The sequence below is a fragment of the Bradyrhizobium zhengyangense genome (genome assembly GCF_022012435.1).
GTDB classification, from domain to species: domain Bacteria; phylum Pseudomonadota; class Alphaproteobacteria; order Rhizobiales; family Xanthobacteraceae; genus Bradyrhizobium; species Bradyrhizobium zhengyangense.
Window position 1 is genome coordinate 125,212 of the sequence record NZ_JAKLUA010000010.1, and the last position, 15,909, is coordinate 141,120.

The following is a 15,909-nucleotide window of genomic DNA, read 5'->3' on the forward strand; positions in this document are numbered from 1 at the left end:
AGTGGCCGAACGTCTACGGTCAGGTGGCGCCCGCTGGGCGCAGCGTGATCCGGGTCAACTCGGAGGGGCGACCGAGCCGCAGCGCAAAGCCCGGCCACAAGCCGGTGCCGTTGTTCACATAAAGCGTCATCCCGTCGACATCGTAACGACCCGATACGAAGCCGGCGTTGGCGCGTGCGGCCAGCCGGTCGATCCCGAGGATCAATCCGCCGTGCGTGTGTCCGGACAGTTGCAGAGCCACGCCGAGCTTCGCAGCGTGCCGCGCGTCGCTCGGCTGGTGATCGAGCAGGATGACGGGGACGCCGTTGGGAACATCCTCGAGAGCGGCAGCATGATCCCTGACAGGCCCTCTGTGGCGCGACGCCCGGTCGGTGATCCCTGCAACAGCCAGTTGGCCACCGTCGCGATCCAGAATGATGCTCGTGTTTTCGAGCGACAGCAGTCCCAGTTCGGCGAAGCGCGCCATCCATGGGCCGTAGCCAAAGATGTACTCGTGATTGCCCGAGATCACATAGACGCCGTCGGTCGCCTTCAGATCCCGCAGTGGCTCAATGTCGGCGCGTCGCGCATCGAGAGTGCCGTCGATCAGGTCCCCTGTGATCGCGATCAGATCGACGCCGAGCTTGTTCGACCGCTCGACGACGGCGCGCGCCCATGAGGCGGGAAACAGCCGGCTGATGTGGAGATCGGTCAATTGCAGAATTGTGTATCCGTCGAATTGCCGCGGAAGTCCGCGGATACCGACTTCGATGTCTTTCAGCGGCGGAATCCGCATCGCCTGATGGACGCCGATTGCCGCTGCGATGCCGGCCAGCCCCGCCAATCCGTAGCGGACGCCATCAGGCGCGCTCACGATGCCGCCATGGATCAGCATTCCGACCAGAAGTCCGGCATCGAGCAGCAATTGCAGCAGCGCCAGCAGGACGATCGCGCCGAACGCCCAATTGAAGAGAGCGACCACTGGACGCGGAAACTCCGGAGAGAACACTGAACCCGACGAGAGCTTGCTCCACCGGTGAAACTGCAACGCGACCAAGATGAGCGCCGCCGCCACGATCTTGATCGAGAGCGGCAATTGTAGCGGCCAAATAAAGCGCGTCAGGATCAGCAGGTAGGCCAGGCCGAAGATGAGCTGGGGAATCGGTTCGCTCCGGATTTGATCAGTGTGTAGTATGTAGGATTGGTAGAGCGAAGCGAAGCCCAACAAGGGTCTGTCCGCGGACGAGGGATGATGGGTTTCGCAAGTGCACGCCTCATCCTGAAGGGTCGGCGAAGCATGCGGTTCGCCGTCCCCATGGACGATCGATCGGGCCAGTGAGCAGATCGACACCGATTTCCCGAAGCGCGGAGCACGCCGCATCGATATCAGTGACCGCTGATGGTCAACAGCACGCGTGGCCCTGTGGACGACGGCCTAACCGGCAACGGCGCGACGAGCGGAGGTGCGCGGGATGCGGCGCGTTCGTGCGTCAACGTCAGAACCGACGCTCCATGCAAACAGACCCGGTGCCCTGCATCAGGTTCGGGTAAGGCCTATCAAGTTATCAAGTCGGAACTTGGGGAGATGATTGGTAGCGGGAGAGGGACTCGAACCCCCGACCCCAGGATTATGATTCCCGTGCTCTAACCAGCTGAGCTACCCCGCCACAGGGATCGCGGAGGCCGAAAACGGCCGATCTCGCGAACGCGCGGCATATAATGAGGGGGGCGGTGGGAAGTCAAGCCAAGGTCGCTTGAGATGTGACTTGGCTGATTTGGCAGCGGAATCCGACCTTTGGCCACCGGACTCGTGGAGAGTCCCCCTCACCCGGAATCCGCGCCTTGCGCGGATTCCGGCCTCTCCCCGCGGGCGGGGAGAGGCGAAGGAAGAAATCCCCTATTTCGGCCGGACCGTCTGGTCGCCGCCGGGGCTGCCGGGGGGCGGGACGACGGGCATGCTGCCGTCGGTGCTCGGCGCCGGAGCGTGCATTTCGGGGTCCACGCCGGCGGGTGGGCAGAGCACGCCGTCGGATTTTGCGAGCTTGTCGCCGAGCGGTTCCCGGGACTGGCCGGTGGTGGTGCCGTCCGGCGCGGTGGCGCGGTTCGGGCGGTCCTGCGGGGCGCAGTCGGCGACGTGTTGCGGGGATGGCGGCGCGGTCATTTGCGGCGGCGTCGCCGGGGCGGGCGGGGCCTGCGCGATCGCAGGCCCAAAGGCTGCGATCACGAGGCTTGCCAGGATGATGTTTGCTGTCGTGCGCATGGGAGGGAAACGCGCGGAGCCCGCGCGCTGTTCCCACCCAAAAGCGCGATGTGATCGCGCTTTCGTCTTCGTTTTGAGCATGATCTGATCGGAAAACCGCTTCACACTTTTCCGGATCATGCTCGACATTACGATTTGTGGTAGCGGATCAGCGAGAAGTGCCCCATCGGCGGCATGGGGCGGCGCTCTGCCAGGGTGACGCCGCCGTGCTTGGCGGCCCAGTTCACCAGGCGGGCCCACGGGAATTCCGGGCGCCACCCGAGGCGACGGGCGAGCGGCGCGAAGGCGAGCTCGGAGAGCTTGCGCAGGCCCTTTTCCGCGCCGATGTGGTTGACCAGGATCAGCTCGCCGCCGGGCTTGAGCACGCGCACGAATTCGTCGAGCGTGCCTTCGGGATCGGGCACGGCGGTGATGACATATTGCGCCACCACGGCGTCGAAGGAGGCGTCGGGAAACGCAAGGTTCTTCGCGTCCATCACCGAGAGCACTTCGACATTGGAGAGGCGCATGCTCCGCACGCGTTGTTGCGCCTTGCGCAGCATCGGCTCGGAGATGTCGACGCCGCAGATCTTCGTGGTGCGCGAATAATCCGACAGCGAAAGACCGGTGCCGACGCCGACGTCGAGGATGCGGCCGCCGATGCGGTCGGCCTCCGCGATGGTCGACTGCCTTCCGGCATCGAACACCTTGCCGAATACGAGATCATAGACCGGCGCCCAGCGGCCATAGGCCTTCTCGACCCCGGCCCGCGAGATGTCTGCTGCCATGCCCCCTGCCCCGGAATTTTTTTAGCCGCGGACCGCCTCGACGAGCGGCCTCGCCGTGCTCGTAGCGACCTTTGCGGCAGCGCTCTGGATGAAGCCGCCGCCGAGCACGCGCGCCTGCCCGCTGGCTGCGTCGTAGAACACGCAGGCTTGTCCCGGCGAGACGCCCTCTTCGCCGGCGACGAGCTCGACCTCGTAATGGCCGTTTGCACCGCGCAGCCACGCCGGCTGCGGCGCGCGAGTGGATCGCACGCGGACGAACAGCTCGAGGCCGGCTCCGATGGCGCTGTCGATATCGCCGCCGCCGATCCAGTTGACGTCGCGCAAGGTGATGCGATGCATCTTCAGAGCCTCACGCGGGCCGACGACGACGCGGCGATTGGCGGCATCGAGCCGCACCACGTAAAACGGCGCGGCGGCCGCGATCCCGAGGCCGCGGCGCTGGCCGATGGTGAAATTGGCGATGCCGTGATGCTGGCCGAGCACGCGGCCGTCGAGATCGACGATGTCACCAGGGTCCATCGCGTTCGGACGCAGGCGCGTGATGATGTCGGTGTAGCGGCCCGTCGGCACGAAGCAGATGTCCTGGCTGTCGTGCTTGTCGGCGACGGACAGACCAAAGCGGCGCGCGAGCTCGCGCGTCTCGGGCTTGGTCATGTCGCCGAGCGGGAAGCGCAGGAAGTCGAGCTGCTCCTGCGTGGTCGCGAACAGGAAATAGCTCTGGTCGCGATCGGCATCAGCAGCGCAGACCAGCGCGCGCGAGCCGTCCTCGCGGCGGCGCGAGGCGACGTAATGGCCGGTGGCGAGCGCCTGGGCGCCGAGCTCGCGCGCTGTCTTGAGGAGGTCGCGGAATTTGACTGATCGGTTGCACTCGATGCACGGCACCGGCGTCTCGCCGAGCGCGTAAGAGTCGGCAAAGTTGTCGATGACGGACTCGCGAAAGCGGTCTTCGTAATCGAGCACGTAATGGGGAATGCCGAGCTTGGCCGCGACGTCGCGGGCGTCGTGGATGTCCTGGCCTGCGCAGCAGGCGCCCTTGCGGTGGGTGGCCGCACCATGATCGTAGAGCTGGAGCGTGATGCCGACGACGTCGTAACCCTCGGCCTTGAGCAGCGCAGCCGTCGTCGAGGAGTCGACGCCGCCCGACATGGCAACGACGACCCTGGTATCCTCAGGACGGCCTTCGAGATCCAGACTGTTGAGCATGGGCTTAAGCTGACGTGACGGCGGCGTTTCCCGCGATTCCTGTTGCGCTTCCCGATCGCTTGGACCGGGACGGCAGCGGTCCCCGGGAACCCCTTGGTTCCCTCGGGGGCACTGGCTGGCCCGGTCGAAAGCGGCTGAGAGCACCCTTTAATATAGGCGGCCTTCCGGTGAAGCAATCATGCCGGCCCCGCGCTTTCAGGCAATTCTTGCCGGGGCGGCAGAAATGACGGGGCCAGAGGCGGGGTGGCGGCGGCCGGGATAATTGAGCAAATAATTGATTCTACTATGTAATTTTTCAGCGAGAGGGATTGGCCCGCTCCTTGCTGATCTCCTGACCCGAAGATGTTTTCAAGGGGTCGCCTGTGGTCGGTAGTACATCAGACGTAGCGGCAAGTGCGCAGGTCTCCAGCGTGCAGCAGAAGCCTGCCCGGCCGCAGACCAAGGACCAGGCGCCGAGTTCCTCCTTCGGCGACCTGGTCGACAGCAACACCCAGGCCATCAGCAACAGCGCCCAATCCTCCAGCCAGGACAACGCGCCGCGGCACAGCGACGCGTCCTCCACGTCGTCGTCCTCCTCGTCGGACCGGAGCAACAGCTCCTCGACCGACCAATCCTCGCAGAGCAAGGCGAGCGACGACACGAATTCCCAGGCAACGACGGCCGCCAGCGACACGTCGGCCGCTCCGGCCAAGGCCGATGGCAAGGCCAAGGACAAGGCCGACGCTTCCACCGCCAAGTCGGGCGATAAGTCGGGCGACACCAAGGACGGCACCAAGGACACCAAGACCGACAGCACCGACGGCCTCGCCGCCGCGGTGGACGCCTCGGCCGCCGCGCAGACCGCGACGCCGGCCGCAACGCCCGATCCGACCGCCGTTCCGGTTGCCGCGCCCGCGGTGCCGGTCGACCCGAATGCCGCGGCGAACCAGGCCGCCAACGCTGTTTCTTCGCCGCTGACGATTGCAGCTGCCGGCATCGCCGCCAGCGCCTCGACCACGGCGCAGATCGCCGGCACCAAGACGGACGCGTCCGGCAAGATCGCCAAGACCGGCGATGGCAAGACCACCGATGCGAAGGCCGCACTCACCGAGGTGGCGGTTGCGAACACCGACGGCACCGCAACCGATGTCACGGCGAAGGCCGCGCAGGTCACCGCGGTCGACCAGGGCACGCCGAAGACCTCGTTCAAGGCGGTCGCGACTGCGCAAGGCCAGACCGACGTCTCCAATATCGGCCAGGACGCCGGCAACACCGCACAGGCCGCGACCACGGCCCAAAATCCCGCAACCGCGACGATCGCGGCGACCAACGCCGCCGCGCATCCGCAAGGCTCAAAGCCGCAGACTGACGCGGCCGCGACCGACGCGAAGGCCGATGCGGCCAATCGCACCGCTGACGCCGTGCCGGCCGCGCCCACCACACATGCGCATGCCGATACGCAAGCGGTTGCCGCTGCGACCACCGACGTCAGCACGCAGGCAGCGAACGCCGTGCAGACGCCGCTGACCACGACGACATCGATGGCCACCGCTTCCACCGCGACACTCACCGCGACCGCGGCCAATCCGAACGCCGTGCCGATCGCCGGCATCCCGGTCGAGATCGCCGCTGCCGCGCGCGCCGGAAAGACTCGCTTCGACATCAGCCTCGATCCTGTCGATCTCGGCCGTATCGACGTCCGCATCAATGTCGACCGCAACGGCCAGGTCACTTCGCATCTCACCGTCGAGAAGCCGGAGACGCTGCAGATGCTGCGGCAGGACGCGCCGCAATTGCAGCGGGCGCTCGACGATGCCGGCCTCAAGACCGGCAGCAACGGGCTCTCCTTCAGCCTGCGCGACCAGAACTCGTCGGGCCAGAACGCCGGCCAGAACAACGACAATGGCAGCAATTCGCGCCGGCTGATCATCAGCGAAGACGATCAGGCCGCGAGCGCCCCCGTCGGCCGCAGCTATGGCCGCATGCTCGGATCGAGCAGCGGCGTCGATATCAGAGTGTGAGGAGTATCAGGCAATGACCACCACGAATGCCGCCACCGCACCGTCAGTCGTCTCCGGTACGACGCCGACCTCGTCATCATCCTCGTCGAGCTCGAGCCTGAGCTCGTCCACGGGCGCAACGCTCGCCGGCAACTTCCAGACCTTCCTGACGCTGCTGACCACGCAGCTGCAGAACCAGAATCCGCTCGATCCGCTCGACACCAACCAGTTCACCCAGCAGCTGGTGCAGTTCGCCGGCGTCGAGCAACAACTGAAGACCAACGACTCGCTGTCGCAGCTCGTCACCTTGCAACAGACCACGCAGGCGACGCAGGCGCTGGATTTCGTCGGCAAGACCGCGGTGGTCGACGGCACCACCGCGACGATGTCGCAGTCCTCGGTGACCTGGCACCTCAACGTGCCCTCCAGCGCCACGGTTAATATCTCCATCGCCAATTCCACCGGCCAGACCGTCTTCACCGGCCAATATACCGCCGGCCAAGGCAGCGACATTCCCTTCACCTGGAACGGCCAGGGCAACGACGGCACACAATGGCCTGACGGCAAGTACACCATCACGGCGACCGGCAAGGACGCGTCGGGCAATTCTGTCGGCGTCGCCGCGCAGGTGCAGGGCACGGTGAGTTCCGTCGACCTGACCCAATCGCCACCGCTGCTCTCGATCGACGGCAACAGCTACACGCTGAGCCAGGTGAAGAGCGTGGTGGCGGCCAGCAGCAGCAGCGGCAGCTGAGGCAGAGGCTGAATAGTGCTTCTACAAACTTGGTGTCGTCCTGGCGAAAGCCAGGATCCATAGCCACCGAAGATCGTTTCAAGGCGAGGATGTAACCCCACGTCTTCGTCAAACTTCTCCTTGGGGTCATGGGTCCTGACTCTCGTCAGGACGACAATTGAGGCCCTTGCGACGTCAACGCAGGCCCCGTTCGTTAGTAAAGTATTTACGAAGACCCCGCTCAGCCGGCTGAAAGCGCGTTCTCAGCCCGCCGGGCCGGCTTCGTTCCAGCCGGATTCAACGAGAATTGTATTGAAGCCTTAGGCTTAGCGGATTTTTAAGCCGGCACGCGTAGGGTTACGGCGTGAGTTCAGTGGTTGAGAGTTTGTGAGTACGCCATGACAGAACCCCATCGCCCGAGGGTAAAATACGTCATCGGGCCGGACGGCAGTCCGCTGACGATTGCAGATCTGCCCGCACCCGGCACCAAACGCTGGGTCATCCGACGCAAGGCCGAAGTCGTAGCCGCGGTTCGTGGCGGACTTCTCTCGCTCGAGGAGGCCTGCAGCCGTTATACCCTGACGGTCGACGAATTCCTCTCCTGGCAGTTTTCCATCGACCAGCACGGTCTGGCGGGTCTTCGCACCACCCGCATCCAGCAATATCGCCAGTAAGCGATCCGGAAATCTGCTGCTTTTGACGAAAATCGGCCTCGCCCCGCGAGGTCGATTTTTTTCATATTTGCGTTTGGCGCGACTTTTGTCCGAGCTCTTAACCTTCGTTAACCATATCGAAACCATCACCTAGGCAATAATTGCCCAGTCGGCCTTTCCAGTGAAAGCAGCCGAATCTGTCGGGGCGGTTGCTTGCAAGGTCTTGCGGACTTCTTAAAGGGTATTGGCGCCGCCCGGTTCGGGGCGATGATCGCGGTCACCGCCGCGCTCGTCGGCTTCTTTGCCTTCGTCATCATGCGCGTCACCACGCCGCAAATGACGACGCTGTTCACCGACCTCAGCGTCGAAGATTCTTCCAGCATTATCAAAGACCTGGAACGCCAGGGCATCCAGTTCGAGCTGCGCAATGAGGGTACCATCATCATGGTGCCGAAGGACAAGGTCACTCGCCTGCGCATGAAGCTCGCCGAGGGCGGCCTCCCCAAGGGCGGCGGCGTCGGCTACGAGGTCTTCGACAAGTCGGATGCGCTCGGCACCACCTCTTTCGTCCAGAACATCAATCATCTGCGCGCGCTCGAGGGCGAGCTCGCCCGCACCATCCGCGCCATCGACCGGATCCAGGCCGCCCGCGTCCATCTAGTACTACCCGAGCGCCCACTGTTCGCGCGCGAGGCGCCGGAGCCGTCGGCCTCGATCGTGGTGCGGGTCCGAGGCTCGCTCGAAGCCCAGCAGATCCGCGCCATCCGCCACCTCGTCGCCTCCGCCGTCAACGGCCTGAAGCCGCAGCGGGTCTCCATCGTGGATGAGGCCGGCCAGCTGCTCGCCGACGGTGCCCAGACCGATCCGGAGCAGGCTGCAGGCGACGACCGGCGCGTCGCCTTCGAAAAGCGGCTGCGCAAGCAGGTCGAGGACATCGTCTCCTCCGTGGTCGGCTCCGGCCGCGCCCGCGTCCAGCTCTCCGCGGATTTCGACTTCAACAAGATCACCCAGACCTCGGACAAGTTCGATCCCGAAGGCCGCGTGCTGCGCTCGACCCAGACCCGCGAAGAGCAGAGCATGACCGCCGACAACAACGGCCAGGTCACGGTCAACAACGAGCTCCCCGGCCAGCAGCAGAACAGCGGCGTGGCAGCGAAGGACCAAAGCAAGAAGAGCGAAGAAACCAACAATTACGAGATCTCCCGCACCACCAAGACCGAGGTGACCGAGGCCGGAAGAGTCAATCGCATCTCGGTCGCGGTGCTGGTCGATGGCATCTACACCAAGAACGACAAGGGCGAACTCGCCTACACGGACCGCACCAAGGAGCAGCTCGACCGCATCGCCACCCTGGTTCGCTCGGCGATCGGCTTCGATCAGAAGCGGGGCGACCAGGTCGAGGTCGTCAATCTGCGCTTTGCCGACGCCCCCTCCACCACCCCGATCGCCGAACCGTCTGGCTTCCTCGGCATGCTGCAGTTCACCAAGGACGACATCATGTACTTCGTCGAGCTCGGCGTGATGATGATGCTCGGCCTGGTCGTGATGTTCATGGTGATCCGTCCGCTGGTAAAGCGCATCCTCGCCTCCGACGAGGTCGCGGCCGCCATCAGCGGCGTCCTGGCGGGCCCCGCAGCTTCCGAAGAGGCTGCACCGGCCGGCGGCCAGGCGCTGATACCGAGCGGCACCGCGAGCGCGATCGACGTCGCCACCGTCCAGGGCCAGGTCCATGCCCAGTCCGTTCATCGCGTCGGCGAGCTCGCCGAGCGCAACCCCAACGAAACCGTCGCCATCATCCGTCAATGGCTGACCGAACCCGCGAAATGATCGAGTGAACTGACATGGCCGGCAATCTGCAAAACGCCAACTCGAACGACATCACCAGCGTGATCTCCACGCTTGGCCAGCGCGCGGGCAGCCGGGCGAGCAGCGGCAAGACCGAGGTCGTGGCAGGGCCGAAGCGCGCCGCGATCCTGATGCTGGCGCTCGGCGAGCAATATGGCGGCAAGATCTGGTCGCTGCTCGACGATGACGAGGTACGCCAGCTCTCGCTGGAAATGTCGACGCTCGGCACCGTCGAGGTCGACACGGTCGAGGACATGCTGCTCGAATTCGTCTCGCGCATGTCGGCCTCCGGCGCGCTGATGGGCAATTTCGACGCCACCGAGCGACTGCTGCAGCAATATCTTGCGCCCGAGCGCGTCAACGGCATCATGGACGAGATCCGCGGCCCTGCGGGGCGCAACATGTGGGAGAAGCTCTCCAACGTACAGGAAGAGGTTCTCGCCAACTACCTCAAGAACGAATACCCGCAAACCATCGCGGTGGTGCTGTCGAAGCTGAAGCCGGAGCATGCCGCGCGCGTGCTCGGCATCTTCCCCGAAGACCTCGCGCTCGACGTCGTCAACCGCATGCTGAAGATGGAAGCGGTGCAGAAGGAGGTGATCGAGAGCGTGGAGAAGACGCTGCGCACCGAGTTCATGTCGAACCTGTCGCAGACCCGCCGCCGCGACGCCCACGAGGTGATGGCGGAAATCTTCAACAATTTCGATCGCCAGACCGAAACCCGCTTCATCACCTCGCTCGAAGAGGACAACCGCGAATCCGCCGAGCGCATCAAGGCGCTGATGTTCACCTTCGACGACCTCGTGAAGCTCGATTCCGGTTCGGCCCAGACGTTGATGCGCAACGTTGACAAGGACAAGCTCGGCGTGGCGCTGAAGAGCGCCAACGAGGACGTCCGCAACTTCTTCTTCGGCAACATGTCCTCGCGCGCCGCCAAGATGCTGCAGGACGACATGGCGGCAATGGGACCGGTCCGCCTGCGCGACGTCGACGAGGCCCAGGCGCTGTTGGTCAACCTCGCCAAGGACCTCGCCGCCAAGGGCGAGATCATGCTGACCAAGAACCGCGCTGACGACGAGCTGGTATACTGATGGGCGCCCCGGCCAAATTCCTGTTCGATACCGACTTCGCCGCGCCCGACCGGACGCGCGAAAAGGCCGCAACCGCGGCAGAGATCGCGCAAAAGGTCGCGGAAGCCGAAGCGCGCGCCTATCAGGACGGTTTTGCGGCGGGCCAGCGCGAGGCCAAGGCGGAAAGCGACCGCCGCGTCGCCCTCGCCATGGAAGAGATCAACATTGCGGTCCGTGGCATTGCCGCAGGCATCGGCAACATCGAGAGCAAGATGGAGACCGAGGCGGTCGACGTCGCGGTCGCGGTGGCGCGAAAGCTGTGCGCCGACCTGGTTGCCGCCGAGCCGCTTGGCGAGATCATGGCGCTGGTGAAGGACTGCTTCTCGCACCTGGTCGCGACTCCGCATCTCGTGGTCCGCATCAACGACGCGCTCTACGACGTCGCTCGCGAGAAGATGGAGCGGCTCGCCAAGCAGAGCGGCTTCGAAGGCCGGCTGGTGATCCTGGCGGAGCCCGAAATTGCCACCGGCGACTGCCGGATCGAATGGGCCGATGGCGGCGTCGTGCTGGAACGCAGCGCAATCGCGGCCAAGATCGACGACATGGTCGGACGCTATATCGCGTCCCGCAAGGGGAACTAAGCCATGAGCGAGAACGACGGACAGGTCCCGCTGCCCGATCTCAACGGCCCGTTGCCGCCTGCCGGCGCTGACGTCGGCTACAACGAGGACGAATATGCCTCGCGCGTCGCCGCCGATCTCGAAGCCGTCTTCGACGTGCCGGTGCAGGTCTCGGCCGTGCTCGGCCGCTCCAAGATGGATGTCGGCGAGTTGCTCAAGCTCGGACCGGGCACCGTGCTCGAGCTCGACCGCCGCGTCGGCGAGGCGATCGACATCTACGTCAACAACAAGCTGGTCGCCCGCGGCGAAGTCGTCCTCGTCGAGGACAAGCTCGGCGTGACCATGACCGAAATCATCAAGACCGAACGCAGCTAGTAGCGCAAGAATGGACGCGCGGCAGCGCGACCAGACGGACAGGAGACTGACATGCGGCTTCTCATCGTTGGCACATTGAAGGGCCAGCTCACCACCGCCACCAAGATCGCGATGGAGAATGGCGCCACCGTGACCCATGCCGAGGATCACGAGCAGGCGATGCGCGTGCTGCGCGGCGGCAAGGGCGCAGACCTCCTGCTGGTCGATGTCGCCCTCGACATTCGCGACCTCGTGATGCGGCTCGAGGCCGAGCATATCCACGCTCCGATCGTCGCCTGCGGCATCACCAACGATGCCCGCGCCGCGGTCGCCGCGATCCACGCCGGCGCCAAGGAATACATCCCTCTGCCGCCGGATCCGGAGCTGATCGCAGCGGTGCTGGCCGCCGTCGCCAACGATTCCCGCGAACTGGTCTATCGCGACGACGCGATGGCGCGGGTGATCAAGCTCGCCCAACAGATCGCAGGCTCCGATGCCTCGGTGATGATCACCGGCGAATCCGGCACCGGCAAGGAAGTGCTGGCGCGCTACGTCCACACCCGCTCGGCCCGCGCCAAGCGTCCGTTCATCTCGATCAACTGCGCCGCGATCCCCGAGCATCTCCTGGAGTCCGAGCTGTTCGGCCACGAGAAGGGCGCCTTCACCGGGGCGATCGCCCGCCGCATCGGCAAGTTCGAGGAAGCGACCGGCGGCACGCTGCTGCTGGACGAAATCTCCGAGATGGACGTCCGCCTGCAATCGAAACTGCTGCGCGCCATCCAGGAACGCGTGATTGACCGCGTCGGCGGCACCAAGCCGGTGCCGGTGGACATCCGCATCATCGCGACCTCGAACCGCAACCTCGCCGACGCGGTGCGCGAAGGCACGTTCCGCGAGGACCTGCTGTTCCGCCTCAACGTCGTGAACCTGAAGATCCCGCCGCTGCGCGAGCGTCCCGCCGACATCATGGAGCTCGCCCAGCATTTCGTGAAGAAATACGCCGAGGCCAACGGCGTGCCGATGCGCCCCATCTCGGCCGAAGCCAAACGCGTGCTCTCCACCAACCGCTGGCAGGGCAACGTTCGCGAGCTGGAAAACACCATGCACCGTGCGGTGCTGATGGCGCAGGGCGACGAGATCGGCCCCGATGCGATCCTCACCCCGGATGGCGACCGCCTCGACCTCGCCAAGACGCCGCCCGCCGTGGCGCATGCCACCATGGCCGCCGAGCAGGTGACGCGCGCGCTGGTGGGCCGCACCGTCGCCGACGTCGAGCGCGATTTGATCCTGGAGACGCTCAAGCACTGCCTCGGCAATCGGACCCATGCCGCCAACATCCTCGGCATCTCGATCCGCACGCTGCGCAACAAGCTCAACGAATATGCCGACGGCGGCATCCCGGTCACGCCGGCCGGCACGCCGGGTGAGTATCCGCGGATGCCGATGATCGGGGCGTAGGGCCCCTTAGAACATAAAGCTGACGAACGAATGCCCGGGTCAGTCCCGGGCATTTTCTTTTGGAGGCTCACCCGCCCGCCACACCCTCGATGTCGTCCTGGCTTTCGCCAGGACGACATCGAGGGTCTCAACTCGCAGCACGCGACATGGCCGCACCGCATCCGGCGACTAGGTCATCGCCGCGCGAGGCCCTATAACGCTCGCGAGAACCACGCGAGGAAACACATGTCTGAAGCTCAAATCACCGATTGGCTGGCGTCGCAGCGGCAGGCGATGATCGATCTGTTGCGCGACGTCGTGAACATCGATTCCGGATCCTATGACAAGGAAGGCGTCGATGCGGTCGGTGCGCGGTTCGAGCGGCACCTTGCCGAGCACGGCATTCCGTTCCGGCGCGAGAGCCACGGCACGTTTGGCGATGCCATCCATGCCGAAGTGGCCAAGCCCGGAAGCAACGAGAAGCCGGTGCTGTTGATGGGGCATCGCGACACCGTGTTCGGCAAGGGCGAGGCCGGCAAGCGCCCGTTCACGATCAAGGACAAGCGCGCCTATGGGCCCGGCGTCGCCGACATGAAGGCCGGCGTTGTGATGAACATCTTCGTGGCCACCGCCTTCCACAAATTCGGCGGCAACCCGCATCCGATCAAGCTGCTGATCACCTCGGACGAGGAGATCGGCTCGCCCTCCTCGCGGCCGGTGATCGAACGCGAGGGGCGCTCAGCGCGCGCCGTGTTCAACTCCGAACCGGGCCGCCCGACCGGCAACGTCGTCACCAGCCGCAAGGGCGGCATCTTCATGCATATGGCCATCACCGGGAAGGCAGCGCATTCCGGCGCCAATTTCGCGGCGGGCATCAGCGCGATCGGCGAGCTCGCGCATAAGATCACGCAAATCCACGCGCTGACCGACCTCACCAAGGGCATCACGCTCAATGTCGGTCTCATCTCGGGCGGCCAGTCGGTCAACACGACGGCGCCTTATGCCGAGGGCCAGATCGACATGCGCTACGTCGACCCCAGGGATCGCGCCACTGTCATGGCCGAGATCGAACGGATCATCGCGACGCCTTACGTGCCCGGCACCACCGCGACGCTGACGATCAAGGGCGAGTTCGTGCCCGTCGTGCAGAGCGAAAGCTCGAAGGCACTGTTCGAAAATTACCAGGCTGCGGCGAGGCAGGCGGGGCTCACCACATTGCAAGGCGAGTTCTCCGGCGGCTGTGCCGATTCCGGCTTCACCGCCGCAGTGGGGACGCCGACGATTTGCGGCGTCGGACCAGTCGGCGGCCTCGCCCATTCGCCGGAGGAATATCTCGAGCTCGACAGCATCGTGCCACGCGCGCAGACGCTGGCACTGGCGATTCTGCGGGGGTGAAGGTGCCGTAGGGTGGATTAGTTAACCGAAGGCCTAATCCAACAACTTCGTCCGGCATTCGCTGAAGCATGGTGGGTTACGCTCAGCGTCTGCGCTTCGCGCAGCCGCGGGGCTAACCCACCCTGCGAGACCGTCACGAATAACTCGGCGCGTCGGGCTTGCGAAAAATGTGGATGGGATCGCCGGGCACGAACGGCTGGCCGCGAGACATCGCATAGGCGTAGAGCGCCAGATAGGCGATCGCCAGCGCGCCGACGGCGTAGAAGACCCAGACTGCAAGACGCTTGATCAAATCCTGACACCACATTGCGGAGAGACGGAGCGACCCCCGCTCAGGCGGGCCTTTTAGGCCGCGAGCAGGCAAATTGCCACCGGGCAAGACCTTCTGCCGCACCGCGGCGTCACGCACTCTTCACACGCAACGCGGGCAAAATCGATTGCCGCGCGCAACCTGTTGTTGATAGGATCGCTGAAACAACGGGAGGACGACTTCATGACTCTCTATGCGCAGAGCAGCGGGACTCACTCGACCAGCTCCGGCTCGTGGTCGGCCATTCCAGGCCTGACCGTCACCCTTCCCGGCGGCGTCGGCATCACCGCGATCGTCATCCTGAACGTCCCAAACCCCTACGCACAGGGCAATGATTTTCCCGGCGGGACTTTTGGCATCCAGGTGGGCAACACCGTGCAGGCCGTAACGGCGACCTTCACCTACAACGAGGCCCAGCCGCAATCCACCGGGCGCATCCCCACCACGCTCGTCGTCGGCGTGCCCCTGGTCCAAACCCCACAGCCGGTCACGGCTGTCTGGCAAAGCGTCCGCAACAGCAAGGTCATCATCGATACGCCGGCCACGCTGACCGTGCTGACGATCTAGTCATAGAGCTTGCTCACCTGGCGTGGACGTGTGGGCCGGGGACGCTGACCTCGACGAGCCGGGCTGCGTCCTCCTCATGGTCGATCGCCACATATTGGCCGTGCCAGTAAGCGAGCGCGGCGTTGCGCGTCGAATTCCTGACATCCCTGACGCGGCCGATGACGATGCCGTGCGAATGGCGCTCGATGATGTCCTCGACCTCGCAATCGACGGCCGATAAAGCGCCGACCAGCAACGGCACGCCTGATATGGCCGTGACCCACTGGCTGCCTGCAAAACGATCGGCCCCCTTCAGTCCACCCTTGCCGGCAAAGCGCTCGGCGATGTCGAGCTGGTCGGCCGCGAGGATGTTCACGCCGAAGGCGCCGTGGCGCCGGATCAGCGGGAAGGACGAGGCATCGCGGTTGATGCTGACCAGCAGCGTCGGCGGATCGACCGAGAGCGAGGTCACTGAAGTCACCGTCATGCCGGTGATGTCCTTGCCCCGCCCGGCGGTGATGACACTGACGCCGCCGGTGAGGTGACGCATGGCGCCGCGGAAATCGGCGGACGAGACGGGAATTTCGGTCATGAGATCGCGGGGCACTATGTTCATGGGCATGGTCCCCAAAGCGGGGTTTCCCTCTATTTAGGTACGATCGTCCGCCGACAAAAGATGGTTCAGGATCGAGCCTTCGAGACCGGCAAGCTCAAGAAACGCGAAAACAACCCCATGCACAGTAGGCGGGCGTCCGAAT

Annotated in this window: 16 protein-coding genes, 1 tRNA gene and 1 pseudogene; 10 read left to right on the top strand and 8 right to left on the bottom strand. The window is 64.9% G+C overall.

Going from position 1 to position 15,909, the window contains the following annotated elements; translation table 11 throughout:
• Window positions 1-19: 19 nt before the first annotated feature.
• The 6 genes and pseudogenes from L6637_RS27195 to mnmA form a co-directional block, all read right to left on the bottom strand.
• A complete protein-coding gene (locus L6637_RS27195) occupies window positions 20-1,141 on the bottom strand; it encodes a metallophosphoesterase (RefSeq protein ID WP_237872653.1) in 1,122 nt (373 codons plus the stop codon).
• 112 nt (window positions 1,142-1,253) lie between these two features.
• Window positions 1,254-1,452: pseudogene (locus L6637_RS27200) on the bottom strand (VOC family protein); the annotation flags it as partial.
• A gap of 117 nt (window positions 1,453-1,569) precedes the next feature.
• A tRNA-Met gene (locus L6637_RS27205) sits at window positions 1,570-1,646 on the bottom strand.
• A 230-nt stretch (window positions 1,647-1,876) separates the two neighbouring features.
• Window positions 1,877-2,239: a hypothetical protein gene (locus L6637_RS27210; protein WP_237863339.1), complete on the bottom strand. Its 363-nt coding sequence runs from the start codon at window positions 2,237-2,239 to the stop codon at window positions 1,877-1,879.
• A gap of 128 nt (window positions 2,240-2,367) precedes the next feature.
• Window positions 2,368-3,006 (bottom strand): class I SAM-dependent methyltransferase, encoded by a 639-nt coding sequence (locus L6637_RS27215; protein ID WP_237872515.1) that lies wholly within the window; start codon window positions 3,004-3,006, stop codon window positions 2,368-2,370.
• Window positions 3,007-3,027: 21 nt separating this feature from the next.
• Entirely contained in the window at window positions 3,028-4,209 is a 1,182-nt protein-coding gene (gene mnmA, locus L6637_RS27220) for a tRNA 2-thiouridine(34) synthase MnmA (RefSeq protein ID WP_237862824.1), read from the bottom strand.
• A gap of 362 nt (window positions 4,210-4,571) precedes the next feature.
• Here mnmA and L6637_RS27225 point away from each other — a divergent pair, with 362 nt between their 5' ends.
• From L6637_RS27225 to L6637_RS27265, 9 genes are all read left to right on the top strand, one after another.
• Window positions 4,572-6,209, top strand: coding sequence for a flagellar hook-length control protein FliK (locus L6637_RS27225; RefSeq protein ID WP_237872518.1), 1,638 nt, complete (start codon window positions 4,572-4,574; stop codon window positions 6,207-6,209).
• A 13-nt stretch (window positions 6,210-6,222) separates the two neighbouring features.
• Window positions 6,223-6,942: a flagellar hook assembly protein FlgD gene (locus tag L6637_RS27230; protein WP_237872520.1), complete on the top strand. Its 720-nt coding sequence runs from the start codon at window positions 6,223-6,225 to the stop codon at window positions 6,940-6,942.
• Between the two features lie 377 nt (window positions 6,943-7,319).
• On the top strand, window positions 7,320-7,595 hold the full coding sequence (sciP, locus tag L6637_RS27235; protein ID WP_002714638.1) for a CtrA inhibitor SciP: 276 nt from the start codon (window positions 7,320-7,322) through the stop codon (window positions 7,593-7,595).
• 192 nt (window positions 7,596-7,787) lie between these two features.
• Window positions 7,788-9,401 (top strand): flagellar basal-body MS-ring/collar protein FliF, encoded by a 1,614-nt coding sequence (gene fliF / locus L6637_RS27240; protein WP_237862828.1) that lies wholly within the window; start codon window positions 7,788-7,790, stop codon window positions 9,399-9,401.
• 14 nt (window positions 9,402-9,415) lie between these two features.
• The gene (fliG, locus tag L6637_RS27245) at window positions 9,416-10,510 is read left to right on the top strand and encodes a flagellar motor switch protein FliG (protein WP_237862829.1); all 1,095 of its coding nucleotides are present in this window, start codon (window positions 9,416-9,418) and stop codon (window positions 10,508-10,510) included.
• Window positions 10,510-11,130 carry a FliH/SctL family protein gene (locus tag L6637_RS27250; protein ID WP_237862831.1) on the top strand — a complete coding sequence of 207 codons (621 nt, stop codon included), beginning with the start codon at window positions 10,510-10,512 and terminating at the stop codon, window positions 11,128-11,130. The genes fliG and L6637_RS27250 overlap by 1 nt, the downstream gene beginning before the upstream one ends.
• Window positions 11,131-11,133: 3 nt before the next feature.
• Window positions 11,134-11,484 carry a flagellar motor switch protein FliN gene (gene fliN, locus L6637_RS27255; protein ID WP_237862833.1) on the top strand — a complete coding sequence of 117 codons (351 nt, stop codon included), beginning with the start codon at window positions 11,134-11,136 and terminating at the stop codon, window positions 11,482-11,484.
• 51 nt (window positions 11,485-11,535) lie between these two features.
• The gene (gene flbD, locus L6637_RS27260; RefSeq protein ID WP_237862834.1) at window positions 11,536-12,921 is read left to right on the top strand and encodes a sigma-54-dependent transcriptional regulator FlbD; all 1,386 of its coding nucleotides are present in this window, start codon (window positions 11,536-11,538) and stop codon (window positions 12,919-12,921) included.
• A gap of 225 nt (window positions 12,922-13,146) precedes the next feature.
• Entirely contained in the window at window positions 13,147-14,295 is a 1,149-nt protein-coding gene (locus L6637_RS27265) for a M20 family metallopeptidase (protein ID WP_237872523.1), read from the top strand.
• A gap of 133 nt (window positions 14,296-14,428) precedes the next feature.
• Here L6637_RS27265 and L6637_RS27270 read toward each other — a convergent pair whose 3' ends face one another.
• The gene (locus tag L6637_RS27270) at window positions 14,429-14,587 is read right to left on the bottom strand and encodes a hypothetical protein (protein ID WP_237863369.1); all 159 of its coding nucleotides are present in this window, start codon (window positions 14,585-14,587) and stop codon (window positions 14,429-14,431) included.
• Window positions 14,588-14,788: 201 nt separating this feature from the next.
• Here L6637_RS27270 and L6637_RS27275 point away from each other — a divergent pair, with 201 nt between their 5' ends.
• Window positions 14,789-15,172 (top strand): hypothetical protein, encoded by a 384-nt coding sequence (locus L6637_RS27275; RefSeq protein WP_128949975.1) that lies wholly within the window; start codon window positions 14,789-14,791, stop codon window positions 15,170-15,172.
• 13 nt (window positions 15,173-15,185) lie between these two features.
• Here L6637_RS27275 and L6637_RS27280 read toward each other — a convergent pair whose 3' ends face one another.
• Window positions 15,186-15,767 carry a flavin reductase family protein gene (locus L6637_RS27280; protein WP_237872525.1) on the bottom strand — a complete coding sequence of 194 codons (582 nt, stop codon included), beginning with the start codon at window positions 15,765-15,767 and terminating at the stop codon, window positions 15,186-15,188.
• Between the last annotated feature and the right edge of the window lie 142 nt (window positions 15,768-15,909).

Excerpts from the sequence above, each read along its gene's own strand:
- L6637_RS27210 (WP_237863339.1), bottom strand. The coding sequence starts at position 2,239 with ATGCGCACGACAGCAAACATCATCCTGGCAAGCCTCGTGATCGCAGCC.
- L6637_RS27215 (WP_237872515.1), bottom strand. The coding sequence starts at position 3,006 with ATGGCAGCAGACATCTCGCGGGCCGGGGTCGAGAAGGCCTATGGCCGC.
- mnmA (WP_237862824.1), bottom strand. The coding sequence starts at position 4,209 with ATGCTCAACAGTCTGGATCTCGAAGGCCGTCCTGAGGATACCAGGGTC.
- L6637_RS27230 (WP_237872520.1), top strand. The coding sequence starts at position 6,223 with ATGACCACCACGAATGCCGCCACCGCACCGTCAGTCGTCTCCGGTACG.
- sciP (WP_002714638.1), top strand. The coding sequence starts at position 7,320 with ATGACAGAACCCCATCGCCCGAGGGTAAAATACGTCATCGGGCCGGAC.
- fliG (WP_237862829.1), top strand. The coding sequence starts at position 9,416 with ATGGCCGGCAATCTGCAAAACGCCAACTCGAACGACATCACCAGCGTG.
- L6637_RS27250 (WP_237862831.1), top strand. The coding sequence starts at position 10,510 with ATGGGCGCCCCGGCCAAATTCCTGTTCGATACCGACTTCGCCGCGCCC.
- fliN (WP_237862833.1), top strand. The coding sequence starts at position 11,134 with ATGAGCGAGAACGACGGACAGGTCCCGCTGCCCGATCTCAACGGCCCG.
- flbD (WP_237862834.1), top strand. The coding sequence starts at position 11,536 with ATGCGGCTTCTCATCGTTGGCACATTGAAGGGCCAGCTCACCACCGCC.
- L6637_RS27265 (WP_237872523.1), top strand. The coding sequence starts at position 13,147 with ATGTCTGAAGCTCAAATCACCGATTGGCTGGCGTCGCAGCGGCAGGCG.
- L6637_RS27275 (WP_128949975.1), top strand. The coding sequence starts at position 14,789 with ATGACTCTCTATGCGCAGAGCAGCGGGACTCACTCGACCAGCTCCGGC.
- L6637_RS27280 (WP_237872525.1), bottom strand. The coding sequence starts at position 15,767 with ATGAACATAGTGCCCCGCGATCTCATGACCGAAATTCCCGTCTCGTCC.